The sequence below is a fragment of the Bacillus sp. HSf4 genome (assembly GCF_029537375.1).
Lineage (GTDB): Bacteria > Bacillota > Bacilli > Bacillales > Bacillaceae > Bacillus > Bacillus sonorensis_A.
On the sequence record NZ_CP120679.1, the window covers coordinates 1,480,458 to 1,503,506 of the forward strand.

The 23,049-nt window shown below is 48.3% G+C and carries 27 protein-coding genes, 1 riboswitch and 1 other annotated feature; of the genes, 22 read left to right on the forward strand and 5 right to left on the reverse strand.

Features of this window, described 5'->3' with window-relative positions; translation table 11 throughout:
* The first annotated feature begins 15 nt into the window (after nucleotides 1–15).
* From P3X63_RS07550 to P3X63_RS07585, 8 genes are all read left to right on the forward strand, one after another.
* Complete coding sequence (locus P3X63_RS07550; protein ID WP_026586656.1) at nucleotides 16–942, forward strand: ABC transporter permease; 927 nt, start codon at nucleotides 16–18, stop codon at nucleotides 940–942.
* 5 nt (nucleotides 943–947) lie between these two features.
* Entirely contained in the window at nucleotides 948–1,907 is a 960-nt protein-coding gene (locus P3X63_RS07555) for an ABC transporter permease (RefSeq protein WP_026586657.1), read from the forward strand.
* A 7-nt stretch (nucleotides 1,908–1,914) separates the two neighbouring features.
* Complete coding sequence (locus P3X63_RS07560) at nucleotides 1,915–2,907, forward strand: ABC transporter ATP-binding protein (RefSeq protein ID WP_277692690.1); 993 nt, start codon at nucleotides 1,915–1,917, stop codon at nucleotides 2,905–2,907.
* A gap of 10 nt (nucleotides 2,908–2,917) precedes the next feature.
* Nucleotides 2,918–4,558: a peptide ABC transporter substrate-binding protein gene (locus tag P3X63_RS07565; protein ID WP_277692691.1), complete on the forward strand. Its 1,641-nt coding sequence runs from the start codon at nucleotides 2,918–2,920 to the stop codon at nucleotides 4,556–4,558.
* Nucleotides 4,559–4,668: 110 nt separating this feature from the next.
* Nucleotides 4,669–5,556, forward strand: coding sequence for a S66 peptidase family protein (locus tag P3X63_RS07570; protein WP_256860501.1), 888 nt, complete (start codon nucleotides 4,669–4,671; stop codon nucleotides 5,554–5,556).
* A 24-nt stretch (nucleotides 5,557–5,580) separates the two neighbouring features.
* Complete coding sequence (locus P3X63_RS07575; RefSeq protein ID WP_026586661.1) at nucleotides 5,581–6,675, forward strand: mandelate racemase/muconate lactonizing enzyme family protein; 1,095 nt, start codon at nucleotides 5,581–5,583, stop codon at nucleotides 6,673–6,675.
* Complete coding sequence (locus P3X63_RS07580) at nucleotides 6,675–7,562, forward strand: C40 family peptidase (protein ID WP_277692692.1); 888 nt, start codon at nucleotides 6,675–6,677, stop codon at nucleotides 7,560–7,562. The genes P3X63_RS07575 and P3X63_RS07580 overlap by 1 nt, the downstream gene beginning before the upstream one ends.
* 23 nt (nucleotides 7,563–7,585) lie before the next feature.
* Nucleotides 7,586–8,605: an ABC transporter ATP-binding protein gene (locus P3X63_RS07585; RefSeq protein ID WP_277692693.1), complete on the forward strand. Its 1,020-nt coding sequence runs from the start codon at nucleotides 7,586–7,588 to the stop codon at nucleotides 8,603–8,605.
* A 39-nt stretch (nucleotides 8,606–8,644) separates the two neighbouring features.
* On the opposite strand, the gene P3X63_RS07590 is transcribed toward P3X63_RS07585, so the two are convergent.
* Nucleotides 8,645–9,511 carry a dimethylarginine dimethylaminohydrolase family protein gene (locus tag P3X63_RS07590; RefSeq protein WP_277692694.1) on the reverse strand — a complete coding sequence of 289 codons (867 nt, stop codon included), beginning with the start codon at nucleotides 9,509–9,511 and terminating at the stop codon, nucleotides 8,645–8,647.
* A gap of 181 nt (nucleotides 9,512–9,692) precedes the next feature.
* On the opposite strand from P3X63_RS07590, the gene P3X63_RS07595 reads away from it, so the two are divergent.
* From P3X63_RS07595 to P3X63_RS07645, 11 genes are all read left to right on the forward strand, one after another.
* Complete coding sequence (locus P3X63_RS07595; protein ID WP_026586666.1) at nucleotides 9,693–10,211, forward strand: acyl-CoA thioesterase; 519 nt, start codon at nucleotides 9,693–9,695, stop codon at nucleotides 10,209–10,211.
* A 405-nt stretch (nucleotides 10,212–10,616) separates the two neighbouring features.
* The gene (locus P3X63_RS07600; RefSeq protein WP_277692903.1) at nucleotides 10,617–11,888 is read left to right on the forward strand and encodes a pectate lyase family protein; all 1,272 of its coding nucleotides are present in this window, start codon (nucleotides 10,617–10,619) and stop codon (nucleotides 11,886–11,888) included.
* Between the two features lie 117 nt (nucleotides 11,889–12,005).
* The gene (locus tag P3X63_RS07605) at nucleotides 12,006–12,338 is read left to right on the forward strand and encodes a PadR family transcriptional regulator (protein WP_026586668.1); all 333 of its coding nucleotides are present in this window, start codon (nucleotides 12,006–12,008) and stop codon (nucleotides 12,336–12,338) included.
* A 42-nt stretch (nucleotides 12,339–12,380) separates the two neighbouring features.
* Nucleotides 12,381–13,088: an HAAS domain-containing protein gene (locus tag P3X63_RS07610; protein ID WP_277692695.1), complete on the forward strand. Its 708-nt coding sequence runs from the start codon at nucleotides 12,381–12,383 to the stop codon at nucleotides 13,086–13,088.
* Between the two features lie 60 nt (nucleotides 13,089–13,148).
* Nucleotides 13,149–13,670 (forward strand): DinB family protein, encoded by a 522-nt coding sequence (locus P3X63_RS07615; RefSeq protein ID WP_277692696.1) that lies wholly within the window; start codon nucleotides 13,149–13,151, stop codon nucleotides 13,668–13,670.
* Between the two features lie 49 nt (nucleotides 13,671–13,719).
* A riboswitch (guanidine-I (ykkC/yxkD leader) is annotated at nucleotides 13,720–13,823 on the forward strand.
* A gap of 60 nt (nucleotides 13,824–13,883) precedes the next feature.
* Nucleotides 13,884–14,213 carry a DMT family transporter gene (locus tag P3X63_RS07620; protein WP_026586671.1) on the forward strand — a complete coding sequence of 110 codons (330 nt, stop codon included), beginning with the start codon at nucleotides 13,884–13,886 and terminating at the stop codon, nucleotides 14,211–14,213.
* Complete coding sequence (locus P3X63_RS07625) at nucleotides 14,213–14,527, forward strand: DMT family transporter (protein WP_026586672.1); 315 nt, start codon at nucleotides 14,213–14,215, stop codon at nucleotides 14,525–14,527. Before P3X63_RS07620 ends, P3X63_RS07625 begins: the two co-directional genes overlap by 1 nt.
* A gap of 109 nt (nucleotides 14,528–14,636) precedes the next feature.
* Complete coding sequence (gene purU / locus P3X63_RS07630) at nucleotides 14,637–15,539, forward strand: formyltetrahydrofolate deformylase (protein ID WP_077736959.1); 903 nt, start codon at nucleotides 14,637–14,639, stop codon at nucleotides 15,537–15,539.
* 60 nt (nucleotides 15,540–15,599) lie between these two features.
* Nucleotides 15,600–15,818: a binding site (T-box leader), on the forward strand.
* A 62-nt stretch (nucleotides 15,819–15,880) separates the two neighbouring features.
* Complete coding sequence (gene proB / locus P3X63_RS07635; RefSeq protein WP_026586674.1) at nucleotides 15,881–16,978, forward strand: glutamate 5-kinase; 1,098 nt, start codon at nucleotides 15,881–15,883, stop codon at nucleotides 16,976–16,978.
* Between the two features lie 14 nt (nucleotides 16,979–16,992).
* Complete coding sequence (locus tag P3X63_RS07640; RefSeq protein WP_277692697.1) at nucleotides 16,993–18,240, forward strand: glutamate-5-semialdehyde dehydrogenase; 1,248 nt, start codon at nucleotides 16,993–16,995, stop codon at nucleotides 18,238–18,240.
* A gap of 110 nt (nucleotides 18,241–18,350) precedes the next feature.
* Nucleotides 18,351–18,776: an organic hydroperoxide resistance protein gene (locus P3X63_RS07645; RefSeq protein ID WP_277692698.1), complete on the forward strand. Its 426-nt coding sequence runs from the start codon at nucleotides 18,351–18,353 to the stop codon at nucleotides 18,774–18,776.
* 29 nt (nucleotides 18,777–18,805) lie between these two features.
* On the opposite strand, the gene P3X63_RS07650 is transcribed toward P3X63_RS07645, so the two are convergent.
* A complete protein-coding gene (locus tag P3X63_RS07650; protein WP_026586677.1) occupies nucleotides 18,806–19,249 on the reverse strand; it encodes a MarR family winged helix-turn-helix transcriptional regulator in 444 nt (147 codons plus the stop codon).
* Nucleotides 19,250–19,398: 149 nt separating this feature from the next.
* On the opposite strand from P3X63_RS07650, the gene ohrB reads away from it, so the two are divergent.
* Together ohrB and P3X63_RS07660 are read left to right on the forward strand one after the other, a co-directional pair.
* Nucleotides 19,399–19,812, forward strand: a complete 414-nt coding sequence (gene ohrB, locus P3X63_RS07655; RefSeq protein WP_277692699.1) for an organic hydroperoxide resistance protein OhrB — start codon at nucleotides 19,399–19,401, stop codon at nucleotides 19,810–19,812.
* Nucleotides 19,813–19,898: 86 nt separating this feature from the next.
* On the forward strand, nucleotides 19,899–20,549 hold the full coding sequence (locus P3X63_RS07660; protein WP_277692700.1) for a hypothetical protein: 651 nt from the start codon (nucleotides 19,899–19,901) through the stop codon (nucleotides 20,547–20,549).
* A 46-nt stretch (nucleotides 20,550–20,595) separates the two neighbouring features.
* On the opposite strand, the gene guaD is transcribed toward P3X63_RS07660, so the two are convergent.
* Nucleotides 20,596–21,066, reverse strand: coding sequence for a guanine deaminase (guaD, locus tag P3X63_RS07665; protein WP_026586680.1), 471 nt, complete (start codon nucleotides 21,064–21,066; stop codon nucleotides 20,596–20,598).
* 148 nt (nucleotides 21,067–21,214) lie between these two features.
* Here guaD and P3X63_RS07670 point away from each other — a divergent pair, with 148 nt between their 5' ends.
* A complete protein-coding gene (locus P3X63_RS07670; protein ID WP_277692701.1) occupies nucleotides 21,215–21,844 on the forward strand; it encodes a histidine phosphatase family protein in 630 nt (209 codons plus the stop codon).
* A 27-nt stretch (nucleotides 21,845–21,871) separates the two neighbouring features.
* Here the strand turns inward: P3X63_RS07670 and P3X63_RS07675 are convergent, their stop codons facing one another.
* Together P3X63_RS07675 and P3X63_RS07680 are read right to left on the reverse strand one after the other, a co-directional pair.
* Complete coding sequence (locus P3X63_RS07675) at nucleotides 21,872–22,621, reverse strand: hypothetical protein (RefSeq protein WP_277692702.1); 750 nt, start codon at nucleotides 22,619–22,621, stop codon at nucleotides 21,872–21,874.
* Entirely contained in the window at nucleotides 22,618–22,932 is a 315-nt protein-coding gene (locus P3X63_RS07680; RefSeq protein ID WP_277692703.1) for a DUF5082 domain-containing protein, read from the reverse strand. Before P3X63_RS07680 ends, P3X63_RS07675 begins: the two co-directional genes overlap by 4 nt.
* Nucleotides 22,933–23,049 lie beyond the last annotated feature (117 nt).

Sequence of the window (23,049 nt, forward strand, 5' to 3'; positions counted from 1 at the left end):
GAAGGTGTGATGGACATGGCGGGTTACATCATGAAGCGGTTTTTCTCGATGCTTGTGACCATTTTGGTGATCACAACATTGACCTTTGTGATGATGAAAGTGATTCCGGGTTCTCCTTTTAATGAGGAGCGAAACACCAATGAGGCGGTTCAGCGAAACCTTGAAGCTTATTATCACTTAGATGAGCCTCTCATTGTGCAATATGTGATCTACTTGAAATCGATCATCACCTTTGATTTTGGACCGTCGATCAAACAGTCTTCGCAAAGTGTGAACGACATGCTGGCAAGAGGCTTCCCTGTTTCATTTGAACTGGGGATGACGGCGCTCGTGCTGGCGGTCATATCAGGAATCGCCCTCGGCATTTTTGCGGCGCTGAAGCAAAACGGGATCATCGATTACTTGGCGATGACAATCGCCGTCCTCGGGATTTCTGTGCCGAACTTCATTATGGCGACCCTCTTGATTCAGCAATTCGCCGTCAATTGGAACATCTTTCCGCCTTCGACCTGGACGAGCCCGATGCATATGGTGCTGCCGACAACGGCTTTGGCGATGGGACCGATGGCGATAATCGCCAGATTGACGCGGTCGAGCATGATTGAAGTGCTGACCCAGGATTATATCCGCACGGCAAGGGCGAAGGGACTCTCTCCCTTTAAAATCGTCATCAAGCATGCGCTTAAAAACGCGCTGATGCCCGTTGTTACGGTGCTTGGCACACTTTCAGCCGCCATTTTAACAGGGAGCTTCGTCATTGAAAAAATCTTCGCGATTCCAGGCATGGGAAAATACTTCGTCGAAAGCATCAACTCCCGCGATTATCCCGTGATTATGGGAACCACCGTTTTCTACAGCATCATCCTCATCGTTATGCTGTTTTTAGTCGATATGGCATACGGAATCCTTGATCCGCGCATTAAACTGCATAAGAAAGGGTGAGAGATATGAGCCTTCCGGTTCGCCGGGAAAATGGGACTCCGCATGGCGGGCCTATCCCGAATGAATGGTTTGCCCCGAAGAAACAGGTAAGGGGTGAAAGCGAATCTGTTGTCAGGCCGAGCCTTTCATACTGGCAGAACGCCTGGCGGATTTTAAGAAAGAACAAGCTGGCGATGACTGGCTTGAGTATTTTAATCTTTCTCTTTATCATGGCGGCTCTCGGGCCGACTCTTTCTCCCCACAGTGTCACACAGCAGTCGCTTTCCCAGCAAAACCTGCCTCCGTCCGGAACGCATTGGTTCGGAACCGACGAGCTGGGCCGCGATGTTTTTACAAGAACATGGTATGGAGCGAGGATTTCGCTTTTTGTCGGCCTTATGGCGGCGTTGATCGATTTTGCGATCGGTGTTATCTACGGCGGTGTTGCCGGCTATAAAGGCGGTAAGACCGATCATGTGATGATGCGGATCATCGAAGTCCTGCACGGGCTTCCATACCTTTTGGTCGTCATCCTTCTGATGGTCTTGATGGGACCGGGACTCGGGACGATTATCGTTGCGCTGACGGTCACCGGCTGGGTCGGCATGGCGAGAATTGTCAGAGGGCAGGTGCTGAAGATCAAACACGATGAGCACGTTCTTGCATCCAAAACATTTGGGGCGAAAACGATGCGGATCATTAGGCGGAACCTGCTTCCGAACATGATGGGGGCGATTATCGTGCAAATGACGCTGACGGTGCCGCAAGCCATATTTGCCGAAGCGTTCTTAAGCTTCCTCGGCTTAGGGATTCAAGCCCCGTTTGCCAGCTGGGGCGTGATGGCCAACGACGGTCTGCCGGTCATTTTGTCGGGGGATTGGTGGCGGCTGTTTTTTCCGGCTTTCTTTATTTCATTGACGATGTTCGCCTTTAATGTTCTGGGAGACGGACTCCAGGATGCGCTGGATCCGAAGCTGAGGAGGTGATGGATGTTTGCGGAAAAAAGTGCTGGATGTTGAAAATCTGCATGTTTCATTTGCGACACACGGAGGGACGGTGAAAGCTGTCCGCGGTGTCAGCTTTGCTTTATATGAAGGGGAAACGTTTGCGGTCGTCGGTGAATCGGGCTGCGGGAAAAGCGTAACATCACAAAGCATCATGCAGCTTTTGCCGAAGTATTCCGCCTCCATCACCGACGGTTCGATCCGCTTTAAAGGAAGGGATTTGCGCTATCTGTCTGAAAAAGAGATGCGGAAAATCCGCGGCGCCGAGATTTCGATGATTTTTCAGGATCCGATGACTGCCCTGAATCCGACGTTAACGATCGGCGACCAGCTGACAGAAGCGGTTTTGGAGCATCGAAGAATTTCAAAGGATGCCGCGAAAAAAGCCGCCCTCTCCATGCTTGAGCTTGTCGGAATCCCGAACCCGAAAGAGCGTTTGCGGCAGTATCCCCATCAATTCAGCGGCGGAATGAGGCAGCGGATCGTAATCGCGATGGCGCTGATCTGCGAACCGGAGATCCTGATTGCGGACGAACCGACAACAGCGCTTGATGTCACCATTCAAGCGCAGATCCTTGAGCTCTTTAAAGACATACAGCGCAAAACCGGGGTCTCGATTATCTTGATTACCCATGATTTGGGCGTTGTCGCGCAGACGGCCGATAGAATCGCGGTCATGTACGCCGGAAAAATCGCGGAGACGGGGACGAGAAAAGACATCTTTTATCATCCGCAGCATCCATACACAAAAGGGTTGCTGAAATCCGTTCCAAGGCTTGACATTGAAGAAGCGGAGCTTGTCCCGATTGACGGGACGCCGCCTGATTTATTTTCACCGCCTCAAGGGTGTCCGTTTACCGCCCGCTGTTCATCTGCAATGGAAGTGTGCGAAAAGCTCCACCCTGTGAAAACCGAACTTACAGCCGGGCATGATGTGTGCTGCTGGCTTCAGGACGAGCGGGCCGTATTGGTGAGAAAGTGATAAGGATCAAATGAAACGGGGGGATTTGATGAAAAGGTTGTGGAGCAGTTTGGCCGCTATGATGATTGTTGTGATGCTGTTTGGGTGTACGGCGAATGAGCAAGCCGGTCAGGAGACGGAAAAGAAAGGAAAGGAAGCTGAAAAAGAACAAATCCTGCGGCTGAACAATGAGAATGAGCCGACGTCATTCGATCCGCCGATCGGCTTTAACAATGTGTCATGGCAGGCGCTGAACAACATTATGGAAGGGCTGACACGGCTTGGAAAAGATCATGAGCCTGAGGCTGCATCAGCCGAAAAATGGGACATTTCCGCTGACGGAAAGACATATACATTTACAATTCGAAAACAGGCGCAATGGTCAAACGGGGATCCGTTGACAGCCGGCGATTTCGAATATGCGTGGAAGCGGCTGCTTGATCCGAAAACGGGTTCATCCGCCGCGTTCCTCGGCTATTTTATCGAAGGAGGAGAGGCGTTTAACACGGGAAAAGGCGCAAAAGATGATGTGAAAGTGGAGGCTTTGGATGACAAAACATTGAAAGTCACACTGGCCCATCCGCAGAAATCGTTTTTAAGCATTGTCGCCAATCCGGCCTTTTTCCCCGTCAATCAAAAGGTCGCCGAAGAAAATCCGAAATGGCACGAAGAAGCAGACACATTTGTCGGCAACGGACCGTTCAAGCTGACAGAGTGGAAGCATGATGAAAGCTTCACGATGGTAAAAAGCGATACGTATTGGGATAAGGATGCCGTCAAGCTTGATAAAGTCACATGGGCGATGGTTGATGACAGAAATACGGATTACCAGATGTTCGAGTCCAATGAGCTTGATACATCCTATGTGCCGGCAGAGATGAGCGAGAAGCTGAGGGGCTCTGACCAGGTGAAAGTGTTCGAGCAGGCGGGCCTTTATTTTTACAGGTTCAACGTCAATATGGAGCCGTTTAAAAACGAAAACATCAGAAAAGCGTTCGCGATGGCCATTGACCAGCAGGAAATCGTCGACTATGTCACAAAAAACGGTGAAAAACCGGCGCGGGCCTTTGTCTCTCCAGGTATTAAGGGACCTAGCGGCAAGGACTTTCGCGAGGAAGGCGGCGATTTGGTTAAATATGATCCCGAAGAAGCGAAAAAGCTGCTGGAAAAGGGCATGAGGGAAGAACACTATCAAAAGCTTCCCGCTGTGACATTGACATACAGTACAAAGCCTGAGCATAAAAAAATGGCAGAGGCCATTCAGCAGAAGCTGAAAAGCACGCTCGGCGTCAATGTAAAGCTCGCAAATATGGAGTGGAATACATTCCTTGAAGAGCAAAAAGCGCTGAAATTTCAGTTTTCCCAAAGCTCTTTCCTAGCCGATTACGCAGATCCCGTCAATTTTCTGGAAAGCTTTCAGACCGGCAATGCGATGAACAGAACCGGGTGGAGCAATAAAGCGTATGATCAGCTGATCAACGCGGCGAAAAAAGAAGCCGACGAACAAAAGCGGAACGAGCTGATGCATCAGGCTGAAAAGCTGTTGTTTGAAGGAATGCCGATCATTCCCATCCACTTCTATAATCAAGTTCATTTGGAAAAAGAGAACGTAAAAGGCATCATCCGCCACCCTGTCGGCTATATCGAGCTCAAATGGGTCGAAAAAACATAAACCGTGTCCGCCTGTGATCTGTGCAAGCTTAGCACAGGGCCGGGCGGATTTTTCTAAAAGGGGGTACTCTTTTGTTGAAAATAACGCCTCAACGGCTGAAAAAAGGAGATATGGTCGGAGTGATCGCACCGGCCAGTCCGCCTGATCCGGAAAAGCTGGATGCCGCCGTCGCTTTTTTACAAGAGCTGGGCCTTCGTGTCAAACTGGGCCGGGCCGCGGCAAAAAAACACGGCTATCTCGCAGGACGTGATGAAGAGCGGCTGAGCGATTTTCATGACATGTTTTTAGATCCTGCCGTCAAAGCGGTGATCTGCGCTTGCGGCGGATATGGAACGGCAAGAATCGCCGGAAACATCGACTATCAGATCTTGAAAAACAACCCGAAAATTTTCTGGGGCTACTCAGATATTACTTTTTTGCATACAGCCATCAGGCAGCAGACGGGGCTTGTCACTTTTCACGGGCCGATGCTCAGCTCGGACATCGGCCGGGATGACGTCGATCCGCTGACAAAACATTCGTTTCGACAGCTTTTTCAAAAATCGACGCTTACTTTGACGGATGACACCTCGCCTTTGAAGACGGTTGTGAAAGGGAAGGTGAAGGGGGAGCTTGCCGGCGGTAATCTCGCCCTTTTAACGACCACGCTCGGAACTCCGTTTGAAATCGATGTAAAAGGAAAGCTTTTGTTTATCGAAGATGTCGATGAGGAGCCTTATCGCATTGACCGGATGCTGAATCATCTGCAGATGGCGGGAAAGCTTTCCGACGCCGCCGGGATGTTGATTTGCGATTTTCATAACTGCACACCGAAAAAACGCGAGCAATCGCTGACACTGAAAGAGCTGATCGAAGACTATATCGTCCCCGAGGGAAAACCGGCGCTGTCCGGCTTTAAAATCGGCCATTCATCACCGAACATCGCCGTGCCGATCGGGGCGGAGGCCGTGTTGGATGCCGATCGGAAACAGCTGACGATCGAGCCGGGAATTTCTTAAAACTTAAGAGAAAGGAGGGCCGGCATGCAGATCACCGACATCACCACATACCGTGCCAGCGTTCGCCTGAAAAAACCGTTTAAAACCGCGCTTCGAACCGTACATACCGCAGAGGCTGTCATCGTGAAAATCACAGCTGAGAACGGGGCGATAGGCTGGGGAGAAGCGCCTCCGACCGCCGTCATCACCGGCGAAACGCTTGAAAGCATCGAAGGGGCGATCAAACAGGTCTTCGCCCCGGCGCTGATCGGCCAAAGTTTACTGAGAGCGGACGCCATTTTTCATACAATCGAAAAGCTGATGATTGGAAACACAAGTGCGAAAGCGGCCGTTGATATGGCTGTTTATGACTGTTTAGCGCAAATGTGCGGCCTGCCTCTTTATCAATTTTTGGGGGGATACAGGCGGGAGATGGAGACGGACTTTACCGTCAGTGTCAACGACCCCGAAGAAATGGGAAAGGATGCCGCACGCTATATAAAAGAAGGCTATCACACCTTGAAAATCAAAATCGGAAAAGACGACATCGCAACAGACCTGGCCCGTATCCGCGAAATCCGCAAGGTAAGCGGGTCCGGGGTTAACATCCGGCTCGACGTGAATCAAGGCTGGACAGTGAAGCAGGCGATAGGAGCCATTCGCAAGATGGAAGATGAAGGTCTTGATATTGAGCTTGTGGAGCAGCCTGTCCACAGACACGATCTTGAAGGTTTGAAGCAAGTAACAGATGCAGTGGATACGCCGATCATGGCGGATGAAAGCGTCTTTACAGCAGAGGAGGCGTTCCTGGTTTTGAAAACAAGAAGCGCCGACATGATCAATATCAAGCTGATGAAAGCGGGCGGCATCCGCCAGGCGCTGACGATCAATGCGATGGCAGAAGCCTGCGGTGTGGAATGCATGGCTGGAAGCATGATCGAAACGAGGCTCGGCATTACAGCCGCCGCGCACTTTGCCGCAAGCCAGAAAAACGTGACAAGATTTGACTTTGACGCACCGCTTATGCTGAAAGAAGACATCGTCCAGGGCGGCATCATTTATGAAGGCAGGAAACTGACGATTCCGGAAGTCCCGGGACTCGGGATTGATTATATCAAAGGTTTAAGGGGAGATGACTGATGACGGTCTATACAGCCGCCGTCGCGGTAGCCAATGTTTGGACACATCCCGAAGCACCGCGCCGTGCAGATGAAATGATGCTCTCAAAACCCGCTCCTATCAGACATTGGCTTGAGTCACTAGCATATGAAGACCGCCTTGCGCTGTGTACGGAAAACCTTCTGCAAACACAGGTTTTATTCGGCGAAGATGTCGAGGTGCTCGAGGAAAAGGACGGCTGGGCATCTGTCGTCATTCCCGGCCAGCCATCTGCGAAAAATGAGCGTGGTTATCCGGGCTGGATTCCCGCAGCCTGCCTGGTCAGAAAAACAGATCCCAAGACCGAAAGCTGCGCCGTTATTCAAAAACCGACTGCTTTTTTATATGATCAAAAGAAAACAAAAGAACTCGAATTAAGCTTTCTCACAAAGCTCGCTGTTCTATCGGAGGAGAGCGGCTGGTTTGAAGTGGCGACGCCATTGGGACGAAAATGGCTGAAAAAAGCAGATGCGACAATCAAAGGACATCGCAAAGGCTCTGGCAAAGACATCGTGCAAACGGGAAAAGCGTTTTTAAACCTTCCGTATCTATGGGGGGGAATGAGCGGATTCGGCTATGATTGTTCAGGGTTTGCCTTCAATATGCTGAAAGCCAACGGACACCTCGCCCCCCGCGATGCCGGTGATCAGGCAAAAGGAGGCAAAGACGTTTCTTTAAGCCATCTGGAGGAGGGGGATTTGCTGTTTTTTGCATATGAAGAGGGCCAAGGCCGGGTCCATCATGTTGGCATCTACTGTGGGGAAGGGCGGATGCTCCACTCGCCGAAAACGGGAAAATCGATTGAAATCATATCTCTTAAAGGCACGATTTATGAAAAAGAGCTGTGTGCGGCAAGGCGCTACTTTTAAACAAAAACGAAGGGGAGATCGCCATGAAAATAGATACACTCCTAAAAGTCAGCCGGCTGAAAATGCATTTTGACGCCGGGAAAGGCAAAACGGTCAAAGCGGTCGACGGCATTTCCTTTGAGATCAAAGAAGGGGAGACATTCGGGCTTGTCGGTGAATCAGGCTGCGGCAAATCGACTTCAGGGCGGGTGCTGCTGCGCCTTTATAAACCGACCGAAGGCGAGGTGACATATCGGGGCGTCAATATCCATCAATTGAATGAGCAAGAGGCGTTTCAGTACAATCGCAAAATCCAGATGATTTTTCAAGACCCGTACGCCTCACTGAATCCGCGCCTGACGGTCAGGGATATTATGATGGAGCCGATGGAAATCCACGGTTTATACGGGGGAAATAAAGGGCGCCTCAAAAAAGCGGACGAGCTCTTGGAAGCCGTCGGCTTGCACAAAAGCTTTGCCGATCGCTATGCGCACGAATTCAGCGGCGGTCAGAGGCAGAGAATCGGCATTGCCAGGGCGCTCACGCTTGAACCGGAATTCATCGTCTGTGATGAACCGATCTCAGCTCTTGACGTCTCCGTACAAGCGCAGGTCGTCAATCTCCTGAAAAAACTGCAAAAAGAAAAAGGGCTCACCTTCCTGTTTATCGCTCACGACCTTTCAATGGTCAAGCATATCAGCGACCGCATCGGTGTCATGTACCTCGGAAACATGGTTGAAATCACAGACAGCGGCAAGCTCTATCGAGAACCGCTTCACCCGTATACACAGGCCCTTTTATCCGCAATTCCGATCCCCGACCCGGACATCGAAGATAAGCGGAAGCGAATCATTTTAAAAGGCGAGCTCCCGAGCCCGATCGACCCGCCGAGCGGCTGTGTGTTCAGGACAAGGTGTCCGGCGGCAATGGACATATGCGCACTGGAAAAGCCCGTGTTGAAGGAAGCGGACACAGGCCACTTAGTCGCCTGCCATTTGTATGATGGAGACGTGAGAAAAGATGAAGAAGCGGGCGGCCCGAAATTGACGATGCAGGCTAGATAAAGCAGTGGCGGACGAAAAAAGAGGAGCCTTGACGGCTCCTCAACTGCAGCTTCTCACGATCGGCATCGTACAGCATCTAAATGATCCGCCGGATTTGATAATCTCGGACAGATCGATTTCAATCACTGTATAGCCCCGGTTCCTAAGCTGATTGTTGACATTTTTGTTATCGGGGAGGCTGATGACGGTTTGATTGCCGATGGCCAGGACGTTTGTTCCGAGTGTGAACTGTTCATCATCCGTTATGTCGATCAGATCGTAGTGTTTCCCTAGTATCTGGTATTCTTGTTCTCCCAAGGCTTTTGGATAAACGAGCGCTTCTGTTGGAGAAAGAATGTTAAAGACGCAGTCCAGGTGGAGAAATGTTTCTTCAAACGGAATCGGAATGACTTCATATGAGGGAAGCTGCCGTTTAAGCTCCCGAACAGCTGAAAATGTCGTTCTGTGGCTGATTCCGGCGAAGACGGTGTTTTGATCAATCAAAATGTCTCCGCCTTCAATTTGATATCCTTCGTTAAAGGTCTTATAGGATATGTTTTCCTTGCCGAGCCATTCCTGCAACACGTTCTCTTCACCTTGGCGGATATCGGCGGAAAGCTGAGCGGAGAAAACGGTCTCGCCGATGATAAACCCGATGTCCCTCGTGAATATCTGCTCAGGAAATTGGCTCAGCGCAGGCAGAAGCACCACTTCAACACCGCGTTTCTCCAATTCCTCAATCAATCTGTTATGCTGCTGGACGGCCAGCGTTTTATCGATGTTTTCTTTATGGTAGTATTTTTGTGTAGCATTGATGACTTCAGCAATTTCCATGTATTCGGGTCTGCATAGCACAACTTTTTTTAAAAGATCATATTCGCTGCTGCAGCTTGCTTGATAATCTTTTTTCGGCGTTGCTGAGTCCATATTTCTCTCCCCCATCTTCCTTTCATACTTTCATTATTCCCTTCGCAAGATTGGAAATAAACGTTTTAGCAAGAAAATCTCACAAGTATCCGGATAAAAAACTTTAGACAAATGAATTCTAATAGTGTTTAATAAAGAACATTCACCTTATAAACAATCAGACATCAAAGGAGTAATGGACATGACAGGACCAGAAAAAAGATACTGCCGGGAATCAAAAGTTGTGAAAACAAGCCGGGTGTTTCCGCTTGATACAAACAACCACAACACACTGTTCGGGGGAAAGCTGATGAGTTATATCGACGATATTGCATCGATATCTGCAGCAAGGCATTCCAGGTGTGAAACGGTCACCGCTTCAATGGATTCCGTCGATTTTCTTGAGCCGATCCGGCAGGAGGATTCCGTGTGCCTTGAATCGTATGTGACATGGGTCGGTAAAACATCAATGGAAGTGTTTGTGAAAGTGATTAAAGAACATTTGCTGACGGGCGAACGCAAGCTTGCGGCAACATCCTTTTTAACATTTGTGGCTCTTGACAAAAACGGAAATCCCCAGCCTGTTCCACAGGTCGAGCCGGAGACGGAAGAAGAGATCATGCTGCACAAAACAGCCGAACAGCGGGCGGAAGAACGCAAAAGCCACCGGAAGCACAGCAAAGCCCTCGCTCAGGCCCTCGCTGTAGACAAGCCATGGTAATCAAAGCCGCCAACACTCGCCTGTTTAATAGCAGCCGGGGTCTTGGCGTTTTTTTGTAAGGACGGTTGAACCGTCCTTATTGCTTTTCTTCAGCCGAAAGCTCCTCGCCTCGAATCACACTCACCAAGTTAACCTGCGGAAAAGCTCAAACATCTCCGTTCACCGATTAGCCACAATTTTATTTATTATTCTGAAAAATCAATCTGCCATCATCTTCATTTCAGCTGCCTTCATATTTAGGTAAGTTTTGCACTATGTCCTTGGGGAATTCGTCATACATCTCTTGGTAAATGACGAAAAAAATAGGAGGAAAATCTGTTGTTTTATGTATTTTTATAGAATATATTAGTTTTTGTGAAAAAATTTAGATGGAAGGTGCAAGTATTGAAAAAATTTTTTTGTAGCATGATGATTTTTCCTCTGCTGATGTTCGGCTCGTCTTTTTCCGTCCAAGCAGCAGACCACGGACGAGAAACATTGGGGGCCAAAGACGGCTGGGGCGCATATGGAGATGGAACAACCGGCGGTGCCGACGCTTCTTCAGACCATGTGTACACAGCTGAAAACCGGAAGCAGCTTGTTGAAGCGCTCGGAGGGAACAACAGCAAGAACGGCACGAATGACACGCCGAAAATCATCTATGTGAAAGGTACGATTGATCTCAGTGTCGATGATCAAAACAAGCCTCTGGGCTATGATGATTATAAAGATCCTGACTACAGCATTGAAGAGTATTTGAAAGCTTATGACCCGAAGAAATGGGGCAAAAAAGAACCGTCAGGAAAGCTTGAAGAAGCAAGACTCCGCTCTGAAAAGAACGAGAAAGAACGCGTTATCATTCGCGTCGGTTCCAATACGACGATCATCGGATTGGGCGATGATGCGAAAATCATCGGCGGCGGCCTTTATATCAAAGGTGTCGAAAATATCATTGTCCGCAATATCGAGTTTGAAAATGCCTATGATTTCTTCCCCGGCTGGGATCCGACCGACGGAAGCAGCGGGAACTGGAACTCTGAATTTGATAATCTGTTAATCGAGTCATCCAAGCATATCTGGATCGACCATTGCTCATTCAATGACGGAAATAAGCCTGATGAGGAAACCGAGACTTATTTCGGACGCGAATTTCAGCACCATGACGGACTGCTTGATATCAAAAAACAGTCTGACTTCATCACTGTTTCCTACAATGTGTTTGCAGGTCATTCGAAAAACACGATTGTCGGATCAAGCGACAGTTATAAAGCCGATAATGGCCATCTGAGAGTGACATTCCACCACAACATGTACGAAAATATTAAAGAGCGTGCGCCGCGTGTACGTTACGGTAAAGTGCACATCTACAACAACTATTTTAAAAGCACGAAAAACTACAATTATTCATGGGGTGTCGGCTACTCTTCAAAAATATATGCGGAAGACAACTACTTCGAGATGCCTGAAGGAACAAAGCCGCAGAAGCTGATGAAGGTCTTTAAAGGAGACGAGCTCTATGAACAAGACATGCTGCTGAATGATCAAAAAATCAGTGTTGTCTCCGCTTATAATGAAGCGAACGATGCGTCGATCAAAACAACAGTAGGCTGGACGCCTGAGCTCTATGAAAAAATCGACGATGCCGCCGATGTGCCTGAGATTGTACAAGCACAAGCCGGTGTTGGAAAACTGCAATAATATCGTAAGCGGGCATGTGGCATGCCTGCTTTTTTTACGTCTGCTATCTTGCATAACAAAATAGTGTGTGGTAAGGTGTAAGTATCTTGTATGACAAGATACCGAAGGGAGAATATGATGAGTTCGACGCAAATGCTGAAAGGGATTTTAGAAGGATGTCTGCTTGCTGTCATCTCGAAAGGGGAAATCTACGGCTATGAAATGACAAAGGTTTTGTCGTCATACGGTTTTTCAGATATAAGCGAAGGGAGCATCTATCCGATTCTTTTGCGGATGCAAAAGGAGAATTGGGTCAAAACCGAGCTGAAAGCATCGGCGAGCGGGCCGAAGCGAAAATATTACACGCTTACACCTCAAGGAGAAGAGGAGCTCCAATCATTTATCACGAAATGGAAAACGCTGTCTGAGAGCGTAGACGCATTGCTGGACAAAAAGGTTGAGGGGAAGTGAAAAAAAGTGTTGTCAAAAGGCATGCAGGAAGTTTTAGATGATATGAGACTGTATTTGGTATCTAAAAGAAAAAGTGATAGAGAAATTAAAGGCATTATGGATGAACTAACAGTTCACGCAGCAGAAGGCGAAAAAGAAGGAAAAAGCGTGCGGCAAATTTTCGGGGACTCTCCGAAAGCATATGCACAGGAGGTCGCAAAAGAGCTTTCGACAAAACCGAGGGAGAACGCACGGCTGGTGTTTTTCATTTTGCTCGGGGCGATCTCCCTGTTTATTTTCAATGATGCTGTAAACAGCAGTCTCAACTATTCGCCATATGCGCTGATAGGCTATCCGCTTTACATTTTGCTCGGGATCATCATGACACCTGTTCTCGGACGCATTTCGGCATTTAAAGGAAAGAAAAGAACGGCCGTGTACATATCGATTTATTCCATTTTCATGTTTTCTTCCATCTTGGCTATCATCTTGCTCGACCGCTTCTGGGGCGCTCCGGTTCTCACGATTGACGGTTCTGGGCGCTGGCTGGTCATGGCGGTTGCCTTCATCGTCATCGCCCTGCTCTCTTTTTGGATGAAAGTGAAATTTCTGGCGGCACTGCCCCCATTGATCGCGGGCGTACATGTTTTGTTCCAGTGGCTTGAATGGAATTCACCGGGAGCGATGCTGGCGGAAGCGTATATTCCTTATCTCGGCCTGATTTTGCTTTCCGTCTTTGAAGCAAAGGGTTTCAAAAAAACGGCTCCATAAACATACCACTCATTTAAAGGGCCGGATTTTCTCAGTACGAAAACCAATAGGAGTGACAGAATGACATTTATAAAAGATTTACACACAAATGAACAGATGGCGCCTGTCACCGGAATTCTGTTCTCTGCCGCCAACGAAAATATTGAACGGCTGAAATCGATCGTCTCCGGCATCAGCCAGGAGGAACTGGAATATAAAGGGGAACGCGGCGATCAAAACAGCATCGCCCAGCTGATCTATCATTTAATCAATGTCGACATCCGCTGGGTTTACAGATTGAGAGAAGAGGCGTTTCCAAGGGAGCTTGAAGATCGCTACGGACCGATGACAGATGAAAACGGCCGGTTGCCCGACGTAAAAGGTGTCCAGCTATCTGCTTTGCTCGAGCAGTATGATGAGGTGCTGGAATTATTGAAACATACCGTTAAAAGGTTTTCGGAAACAGACTTGCAGAAAAAGGTTCCATATGAAACAGGCGCTGCCACGATCCGCTGGGGGATTTGGCATCTGTCGGATCATAACCGCTATCATCAGGCGCATATTCAGGCATTGCTGAAAGAATTCCGAAAGCATGAAAGTTGATTTTGGATGATGCGTTTGGTATGATGCTAGATAGTAAAATATGATATCGCCAAAAGTTTTCTAGGGTTCCGCACATCGGCATGTGGTCTGGTCCGAGAGAAAACACATATGACTTCGTTCATATGCACACGGAGGGAAAAAAGCCCGGGAGTATCGTTTTCATCGATAACCCGGGCTTTTTCGTTTGCTAAATGATGATTGGAGGGAACGAATATGAGATGGGGCAGTGTTGTGCTGGCGGCCATGTTTGAAATTTGCTGGGTGATCGGGCTGAAGCATGCCGATACAGCGATTGAATGGACAGGGACGGCGGCGGCCGTCGTTGCGAGCTTCTATATTTTGATTAAGGCCGGTGAAAAGCTTGCGGTCGGCACCGTTTATGCGGTATTTACCGGACTTGGCACAGCGGGAACGGTGCTGTGCGAGATCATCTTGTTTCATGAACCGGCCGACATCGTCAAGCTTGTACTGATCGGTGTTTTGCTGTGCGGTGTGATCGGGCTGAAGCTTGTGACTAATGAAGAGAAAGGAGAGGCTTCGTGATGGCATGGATCTATTTAGTCGCCGCCGGCGTCTTGGAAATGCTCGGTGTGACGATGATGAACCAGTTTCATCAAGATAAACAGCTTAAATGGATCTTTCTGTTGATTGCCGGGTTTGCCTCCTCATTTTGCCTGCTTTCTCTTGCCATGGAGACGTTGCCGATGGGAACGGCTTATGCGGTTTGGACCGGAATCGGCACCGTTGGCGGAACGCTTTCCGGCATCCTTTTCTACGGAGAACCGAAAGACGCCAAACGCATCTTTTTTATCGCGCTTATATTGGGGGCAGCCGTCGGATTAAAGCTGATCAGCTAAAAACTGTCCCCGGTTATAAAATAGGCGTACACAAATTGATTTTTCAATCAACTCAAGTATAATGAAGAGATAGTTTACGAATTACAAGACAAAGAGGGTTTTAATCAAAATGAAAGCATATATGAAACAACAGTTAGAGCATTATCAGGAAATCAATAACGAGAAAGCGCGCCTGCTCGTCAGCTGTCCGGATCAGCCGGGCATTGTCGCGGCCGTTTCCGCATTTTTATATGACAACGGCGCCAATATTATTGAATCGAGCCAGTATACGACAGATCCGGAAGGCGGCCGTTTCTTTCTCAGAATCGAATTTGAAGCTGCGGGAATCCGCGAAAAAATCGACCGGATGAAAGAAACATTCGCATCTGTCGCAGCGTCTTTCCAAATGACATGGAGCATCACACCCGCAAGCGAATTAAAACGGGTCGTCATCTTCGTGTCCAAAGAGCTGCACTGTCTCCATGAGCTGTTGTGGGAATGGCAGAGCGGCAATTTGATGGCGGAGATCGCCGCGGTGATCAGCAACCATGAGGATGCCAGAGAGATCGTTGAATCGCTGAATATTCCGTTTCTTTATATGAAAGCAAACAAAGACATCCGCCAAGAAGTCGAAAAACAGCAGCTGAAATGGCTTGAAGAATATCGCGCAGATGTCATCGTCCTTGCCCGTTACATGCAGATTTTAACCCCTGAGTTTGTTTCGGCGCATCCGAATAAAATCATCAATATCCACCATTCATTCCTGCCTGCTTTTATCGGCGCCAATCCGTATAAGCGCGCATATGAAAGAGGGGTCAAGCTGATCGGAGCCACATCCCACTACGTCACAAACGAATTGGACGAAGGCCCGATCATCGAACAGGGTATTGAACGCGTTGACCACAGAGATAATGTGGAGGCTTTGAAAAACATCGGCCGGACGATTGAAAGAAGCGTTCTTGCCAGAGCGGTCAAATGGCATCTGGAAGACCGGGTTATCGTTCATGGAAATAAGACCATCGTTTTTAATTAAAAATCGCCGGTGAGAAAGCTCTTGACAGCGGCATTTTTACTGGGCATAATAATAAAAAATCAGCGAGCGTTGAAGAGGACCAGTAAGCAGACCTTTCTGTGAAAGAGAGTGAAATGACATGCTGAAACATTTCACCACATGAAACCTGCCGAACCTGCCTCGGAGTCTTAGGGGAAAAACCTAGGCGCAAACCCTGCGTTACAGGGGAAAGCGGAATGTGCAGTTTTTTGCGCATTCAATGAAGGTGGTACCGCGGAAAAAGCTCTTTTCGTCCTTTTCTCTAAAGACGAAAGGGGCTTTTTTTATTGGCTTCCGCCTGGATCATCTCGGAGGGAAGAAACGTGAAAAAACAACGGATTGTCATCAAAATCGGAAGCAGTTCATTAACGGACTCAAAAGGCGGGATAGATGAGGCGAAAGTCCATGACCATGTTCGGGCGATTACCGCTTTGAAAAAAGAAGGCCACGAAGTGATTTTTATTTCTTCCGGCGCTGTCGCCGCCGGCTTTTTTCAGCTCGGCTATCCAGCAAGGCCGGTTACTATAAAGGGGAAGCAGGCCGCAGCAGCCGTCGGGCAAAGCCTGTTAATGCAGCAATATATTCAGCAGTTTGCAGCGCATGATTTGCTGCCGGCACAGATCTTGTTGACGCGAAATGATTTTGCCAAAAGGGAACGTTACCGCAATGCATATGCGACGATCACGGAGTTGATTGAGCGAGGGCTTGTGCCGATTATTAATGAAAATGATTCCGTTTCCGTGGAAGAATTGACATTTGGTGATAACGATATGCTCTCCGCCTTAGTGAGCGGTTTGATCCATGCTGACAAATTAATCATTTTAACGGACATCAACGGCCTTTATGAGGCAAATCCGGCCGAACATCCTGATGCCCGCCGCTTTGATTATATCGCCGACATTACAGAAGACCTTTTAAGCTATGCCACATCGATCGGTTCGAAAGTCGGAACGGGCGGAATGAAATCAAAGCTTTTAGCTGCAAAAACCGCTCTTTCTCTCGGTGTCAATGTATTTATCGGCACAGGAGCCGGTGAAGAAAAGCTTATAGAGATTTTAAAGGGGAATGGCGACGGAACCTATATCGGCCAATCAGACCTGTCTTCGGTCAATAATCATAGACAGTGGATCGCCTTTCATTCACCTGTTTCAGGAAAAATCTTGATTGATGAAGGGGCGGAACTGGCGATGACGGAAAATGGAAGCAGCCTGCTCCCGGCTGGCGTCACCAAAGTATACGGAGATTTTTCAAAGGGTGCGGTCGTAGAAGTGTACGGCCCGAATGGGTTAGCCGGCAAGGGCCAGACGCTGTACTCAGCGGAAGAACTCTTGCGAATAAAAGGAAAACGAAGCGATGAATTTCATTATGATAAAGGGATTGAGGTCATCCATCGAGATGATTGGATTAGCATAAAAGAATAAGGGGATGAAACGAAATGAATGAAGTGATCGAAAAAGCGAAAAAGGCGAAAAAAGCGGCCGAAGAGCTCGTTCATCGGACGACGGAAGAGAAAAACAAGGCGCTTTCACTGATTGCGGAAGCGATTCGCTCCAATCAGGAATATATTTTGGCGGAAAACGAGAAAGACATTGCACTCGGAAAAGAAAAAGGGTTCTCACCTGCGCTGTTGGACCGGCTTTCTCTTGATGCAAAAAGGCTCGGCGACATCGCGGACGCGATTACCCTTCTCATGACGCTGAATGATCCGATCGGGGACAATCTTGAAACAATCCGCAAAGACAACGGGCTCTTGATCGAGAAAATCCGCGTGCCCCTCGGCGTTGTCGGGATGATTTATGAGGCGCGGCCCAATGTCACGGCTGATGCCGCAACACTTTGCCTGAAAACGGGCAATGCTTGCGTACTCCGCGGAAGCTCCTCTGCGCTGAATAGCAATCAAGCTTTAGTCCGTGTGATTCGGGAGGCTTTGGAAGCGTCTGCGCTTCCAAAGGAAGCCGTCCAGCTGATCGAAGATACGCGCAAGGAAACGGCAAAGCAGCTGTTTACATTAAACGAATATCTCGGTGTGCTGATTCCAAGAGGCGGAAAAAACCTCATCGATATGGTTGTCCGGGAATCGACGGTACCTGTACTTGAAACAGGGGCCGGCAACTGCCACATCTTTATCGATGAATCGGCGCAAGCTGATATGGCGGAGCGGGTAGTCATTAACGCGAAGACACAGCGCCCGTCCGTCTGCAATGCGATTGAAACAGTGCTCATTCATGAAGACTGGCCGGAGGAAAAATCGAAGGCCCTGCTGCAAAAGCTTGCGGAAGCAGGTGTTGAAATCAGAGGGGACCAGACGGTATGTGAGCTGCTTCCTTCGGCTGTGCCCGCCGGCGAGCTTGACTGGGAGACGGAGTTTTTGGCGCCTGTCGTAAGCATCAAAACCGTCCGCAGCCTCGATGAAGCGATCCGCCATATCCACCGCTATGGAACACGGCATTCAGAAGCGATATTGACCGAAAATGAGGAAAATGCCCGCTTTTTCTTAACGTCTGTTGACGCAGCGGCGGTTTACCACAATGCGTCGACAAGGTTTACCGACGGGTTTGAATTCGGGTACGGCGCGGAAATCGGCATCAGCACGCAAAAGCTCCACGCAAGAGGCCCGATGGGTCTTGAGGCGCTGACATCCTCAAAATATATCCTGAAAGGAAATGGACAGATCCGCATTTAACATATGGACATCCTGCCTCATCTAAAGGGGCGGGATGTTTTTTTATTGCACAATTCAATTGTATTTTGTAAAATTAAATTGTGCAAAATCGAAAATAAAGGAGAATGAATATGACGAAACCGATGTTTACCGCTCAAGCAACCGCCAAAGGAGGAAGAGGCGGACAAGTGACCTCTTCTGACGGCGCATTGGCGCTGGAGCTCGCCATGCCGGGCACGATAAAAGCGAAAGAACAAGAAAAAGCGACCAATCCTGAACAGCTGTTTGCCGCCGGATATGCGGCATGCTTTGACAGCGCGCTGCAATTAACCGCTAAGAAGAAGCGCCTGCACATCGAAACAGAAGTAACGGCAAATGTCAGCCTTCTGAAAGATGAAGCAGACGGAGGATATCGGCTCGGCGTCGCACTGCAAGTGAAGAGCGCGGATATTGACAAAGCCGAATTGGAAACACTTGTTCACGAAGCACACACAGTCTGCCCGTACTCAAAAGCGATTTCCGGAAATATAGAAGTGAGTCTTGCGGTCATTTCATAAAAAAGGGCGCCTTCATATTTGAAGGCGCCTTAATTTTCTTTCGTCAATGTGGCGAGGAGCGATTGAAGCGCATGTTTTAAATCGTTGAGCTCTTCAGCCGTCAATTTGGTCTGTTTTAGCATGTCAGCGGGAATGCAGCTTGCTTTCTCACGGAGGGCTCTGCCGTCTGCCGTCAGCTTTACGATCACAGAGCGTTCATCCTTATGGGAGCGCTCCCTTGTCAGCAGGCCGCTCTGCTCCATTCGTTTCAGCATCGGAGTCAGCGTGCCTGAATCGAGATAAAGGAGCTTACCCATTTTTTTCACGCTCAATTGACCATGCTCCCACAGTAAAAGAAGTGCAAGGTATTGGGGATATGTAATCTTCAGCTCGTCCAAAAGCGGCTTGTACAGTTTTGTCATCTCGCGCGAGCCGGCATACAGGAGGAAACAGAGCTGCCTCTCAAGCTTCATATGTTCGAATTCATTTGTCATCGGTTCACCAACTCTTTCTTTGTTCCATTTCATTGTATAAAATTTTTCGTCCTTTTCCTATTATTTCACTAAAAAAGGCTGTCGGCATGTTTAAAAAGCGGATTTTGTGAAATATAAAGAGTAAGGGAAAACGTAAGGAGGAAAGAATCATGACGACATTATTCACAGCGAAAGTAACGGCAAAAGGCGGACGATCTGGACATGTCCAATCAGATGATGGTGTTCTCGATTACAACATTGTCATGCCGAATGAAAAAAAGGAAGGCGAATCGGGAACAAATCCTGAACAGCTGTTTGCGGCGGGGTATGCGGCATGCTTCGGCGGCGCTTTAGAACATGTCGCCAAAGAGCAGGGCATTGACTTTGACTCTGAAGTGGAAGGCCGCGTCAGCCTGATGAAAGATGAAAGTGACGGCGGCTTTAAGCTCGGCGTCCAGCTGATCGTCGCAGCCAAAGGTCTTGAAAAGGAGAAAGCCGAGGAGCTCGTCAAGGCCGCACACGATTTTTGCCCGTATTCAAAAGCGATGAGAGGAAATATAGATGTCAGCCTTGAAGTAAAATAAATCGGGCGTTTAGCTGGAAAGCAAACAGGAGTGTTTGCTTTCTTTTTTAGAGGATGAAAGTAAAACAAGATTGAAAGGAGCAGCATATGAAGCATATCAAAAAAGCAATTGTGCTCGGCGGGCTGATCGTCATCGCGCTTGCCGCAGGCTGCGGAGGCGGAGCACAAGAGGATGACGGCAACCATAAATCCGCTGAAACAGCGAACCGAAAACAGGGTGACTTAAGAAAGTATTCCCATGACCAAAACAGACGGTCAGAAGCCGATTTTGATTTGATAGGAAAGCTTATTCTAGCAGAAGATGACCAGATAACCTTGAAAATCAAAGACCGGGAATTGATCATTCCAAAAAGCAGGCAGTTTAAAAGTGAAGAGGCACACGATGATTTAATCGGGAAGCTTGTCAAGGTCGAAGTGGACGGCAAGACACAGGAGGCCGAAGAGGCGGAGCTGATGCCTCAGGCAAAAGCGGATCAAAACGGCGTCTATGAACGCGAGGCTGACGGCGGACAGCACATCATTGCAACGCTTGTCAGCGAGTCTGATCACGATATCACAATCAAGACTGAAGCGGGGGAGAAAACATATCAGAAAGTGTCCGACTTTGAAAGAGATGTAGCTGAGGCTCCCGAAAAACTGCAAGGCAAAACCGTAAGGCTTGAGATACAAAAGGATGGAAAAGCGGAAAGCCTTGATTTTGAACCGGAAGATCAAGCGCTTGACTGGTATAAGGAATGAGCGGATTAAATGGTAAGGAGCTTTCCAAAATGGAAAGCTCCTTACATTAATATTCTATTTTATCATCCGTGTTTTCCCACGTCTGAAAAGGCTCAAGTTTAGCGTGAAGCTCCATTTGATAAAAAGGAATTTTCCGGTCGGCCCGGTTTTTCATGATTTCATCATAAATAAACGTATCGTCAAAGCCGGCTTGTGCGGCATCTGAATGCCTGGCGGCAAAATACACTTCTTTCGGCCTCGCCCAGTATATCGCCCCTAAACACATTGGACACGGTTCACAGCTTGTATAAAGAACGCAGTCGTGTAGCTGGTAATCGCCAATTGCTTCACAGGCCAGGCGTATGGCCGTTACTTCCGCGTGTGCGGTTGGATCATTGCTCGTTGTTACATTGTTTTTTCCTTCGGCGATGATGTTGCCATCCTTGACAATCACAGCGCCGAAAGGCCCCCCTGTTCCGGATTCTACGCTTTCGACTGCAAGATCGATTGCGCGCTGTAAGAATGCTTCGTGATTCATGTCTGTATCCTCCTTGGTTGTCTTGCCTTTCTATTATAGCTGATGCTCCCGGCAAAATAAACGTTGTTTTGAATATTCTGTATATTTGCTTTGGACGTGTTGTTGGCATACAATGGACGCGAGAATCAAAAAAATGGGAGAGGATTGTTTGCTAACTTTATATATGGCAAGACACGGGCAGACGGAGTGGAATATCGAAAAGAGAATGCAGGGTTGGGCGAATTCTAATTTGACACCCTTGGGTTTAGCCAATGCGAAAGCGCTCGGAGAGAAGCTGAAAAGTATTCCATTTCAAGCGGCATATGTGAGCACCAGCGGGCGCGCAGTCGATTCGGCAAGGGCGATACTCGGGGACCGCACCATCCCGTTTATTGAGGACGACATCTTTAGAGAAATCAGCCTGGGTTCTTGGGAAGGAAAAACGTATGACGAAATCAAACAGCAAGATCCCGGCATGCTGGAATCCTACTTTCAAGCATCTGAACGGTATATTCCAAGCGGCGGGGAGAGTTTTCAAGTCTTTGAAACACGGGTAAAGCGGGCGTTTGAGCAGATTCGCGCAAAACACCGGGAAGGAAACGTTTTATTGGTCAGCCATTCTGTGTTCATCTTAATGCTTTTGAATATTTTGAAAGAGCGCCCCCTTCATGAATTATGGAACTCAAGCTATGTCCATGATACGGCGCTTGCGGTTATCGCCATTCCCGAACAAGGAAGCGCGGTCATCATCAAAGAAGGCGACGGGGAGCATAGAATCAAAGAGAATGTGTATTGGTAGATACATATAAAAGCCTGATCTCAAAGATCAGGCTTTTATAGAAGCAAGCTCGTCTTCATTCCGTTCCTGTTTTGCTTGTTCGCTGAACCCGGCTAGGGCAGAGGCGGAAATTTTTTGGCTTCCGTGAAGACAAACGGTGTTGAGGTCGGATGCGTCCGCCTCGGCCGCTTTTCTGGAAAATGCAGAACCCGTATATGAAAGCGGGCCTTTTGCTGCCTGCTGATAGGCCAAAAGGCAAAGATTCCTTGCGATTTTGCGGCTTAACAGGCGCCGAACCGACCACAGCTGCCGTTTTCCCCGGTCATCAAATTGAACATATGATGCAGTCCGTTTTCCCGTAAACAGGCCCGACAGGCCGTTTTCTTTCAATTGTTTCAGTAAAATCAGAGGTTCACACGTTAGCGAAGCTGTCATCTTGAAGTTGTCAGCCGAATGTTTGGAGGCGGCCAAAAAAGACATGATGTGCGGATAGCCGGCGAGATGGCCGCCGCTCTGAAAAAGCCGGGCGGCAAGCATTTGATCCGTTTTTTTCATACGGATTTCGGTGTGCCGGAGCAAATGCTCCAGGTCATCAAGCGTATGTAAAAATCCTTTGAGTTCATGTTCCATTTCGGATTGGGCCTGATCGATTTCGCTAATCTTTGCTGCTGACACACTTGAGAGCAGGACATGAAGGTGACGATGCAAAAGAAGCATCAGATCACTGATTTTCTGGTGTGAATGGCGAAATTGACGGGAAAGGGCATGCAAATCATGGACATTCAGCCGAATGCTCATATCAGTTCCTCGGCTTCCAGCTGAAGCCGTTCCATCTCCTCAGCCGCATGCTGTTTGACGAATCTCAGCTTGTCGTATACACGGAATTCCGCGCGGTCAAGGTCGTCCAAAAGAGCGTCATACATTTTCCGCGCCTGGCCCCGCCAGCCGTTTATGTACATTTGATGAGCTTTTAAAATAGCGGAGCTTTCATGCCTCAGCTCGCCTATGGCAGCATTCAACTCTTTTACATAATGTTGAAGAGAATGAATGTCTTCATAACATGTTTTTTTGTATAATTCCCGTTCCAGGGCTTTTCCATCGTCGATCACTACATATTTTCCTTCCCTTCCATCATCTACTATCCATATGTTAAAAGAAAAGCATCCGGAAGAAAATCGTACGAATGAATCAAAAGTCATAATATTTTCCTGCTGAACAGACCTTGT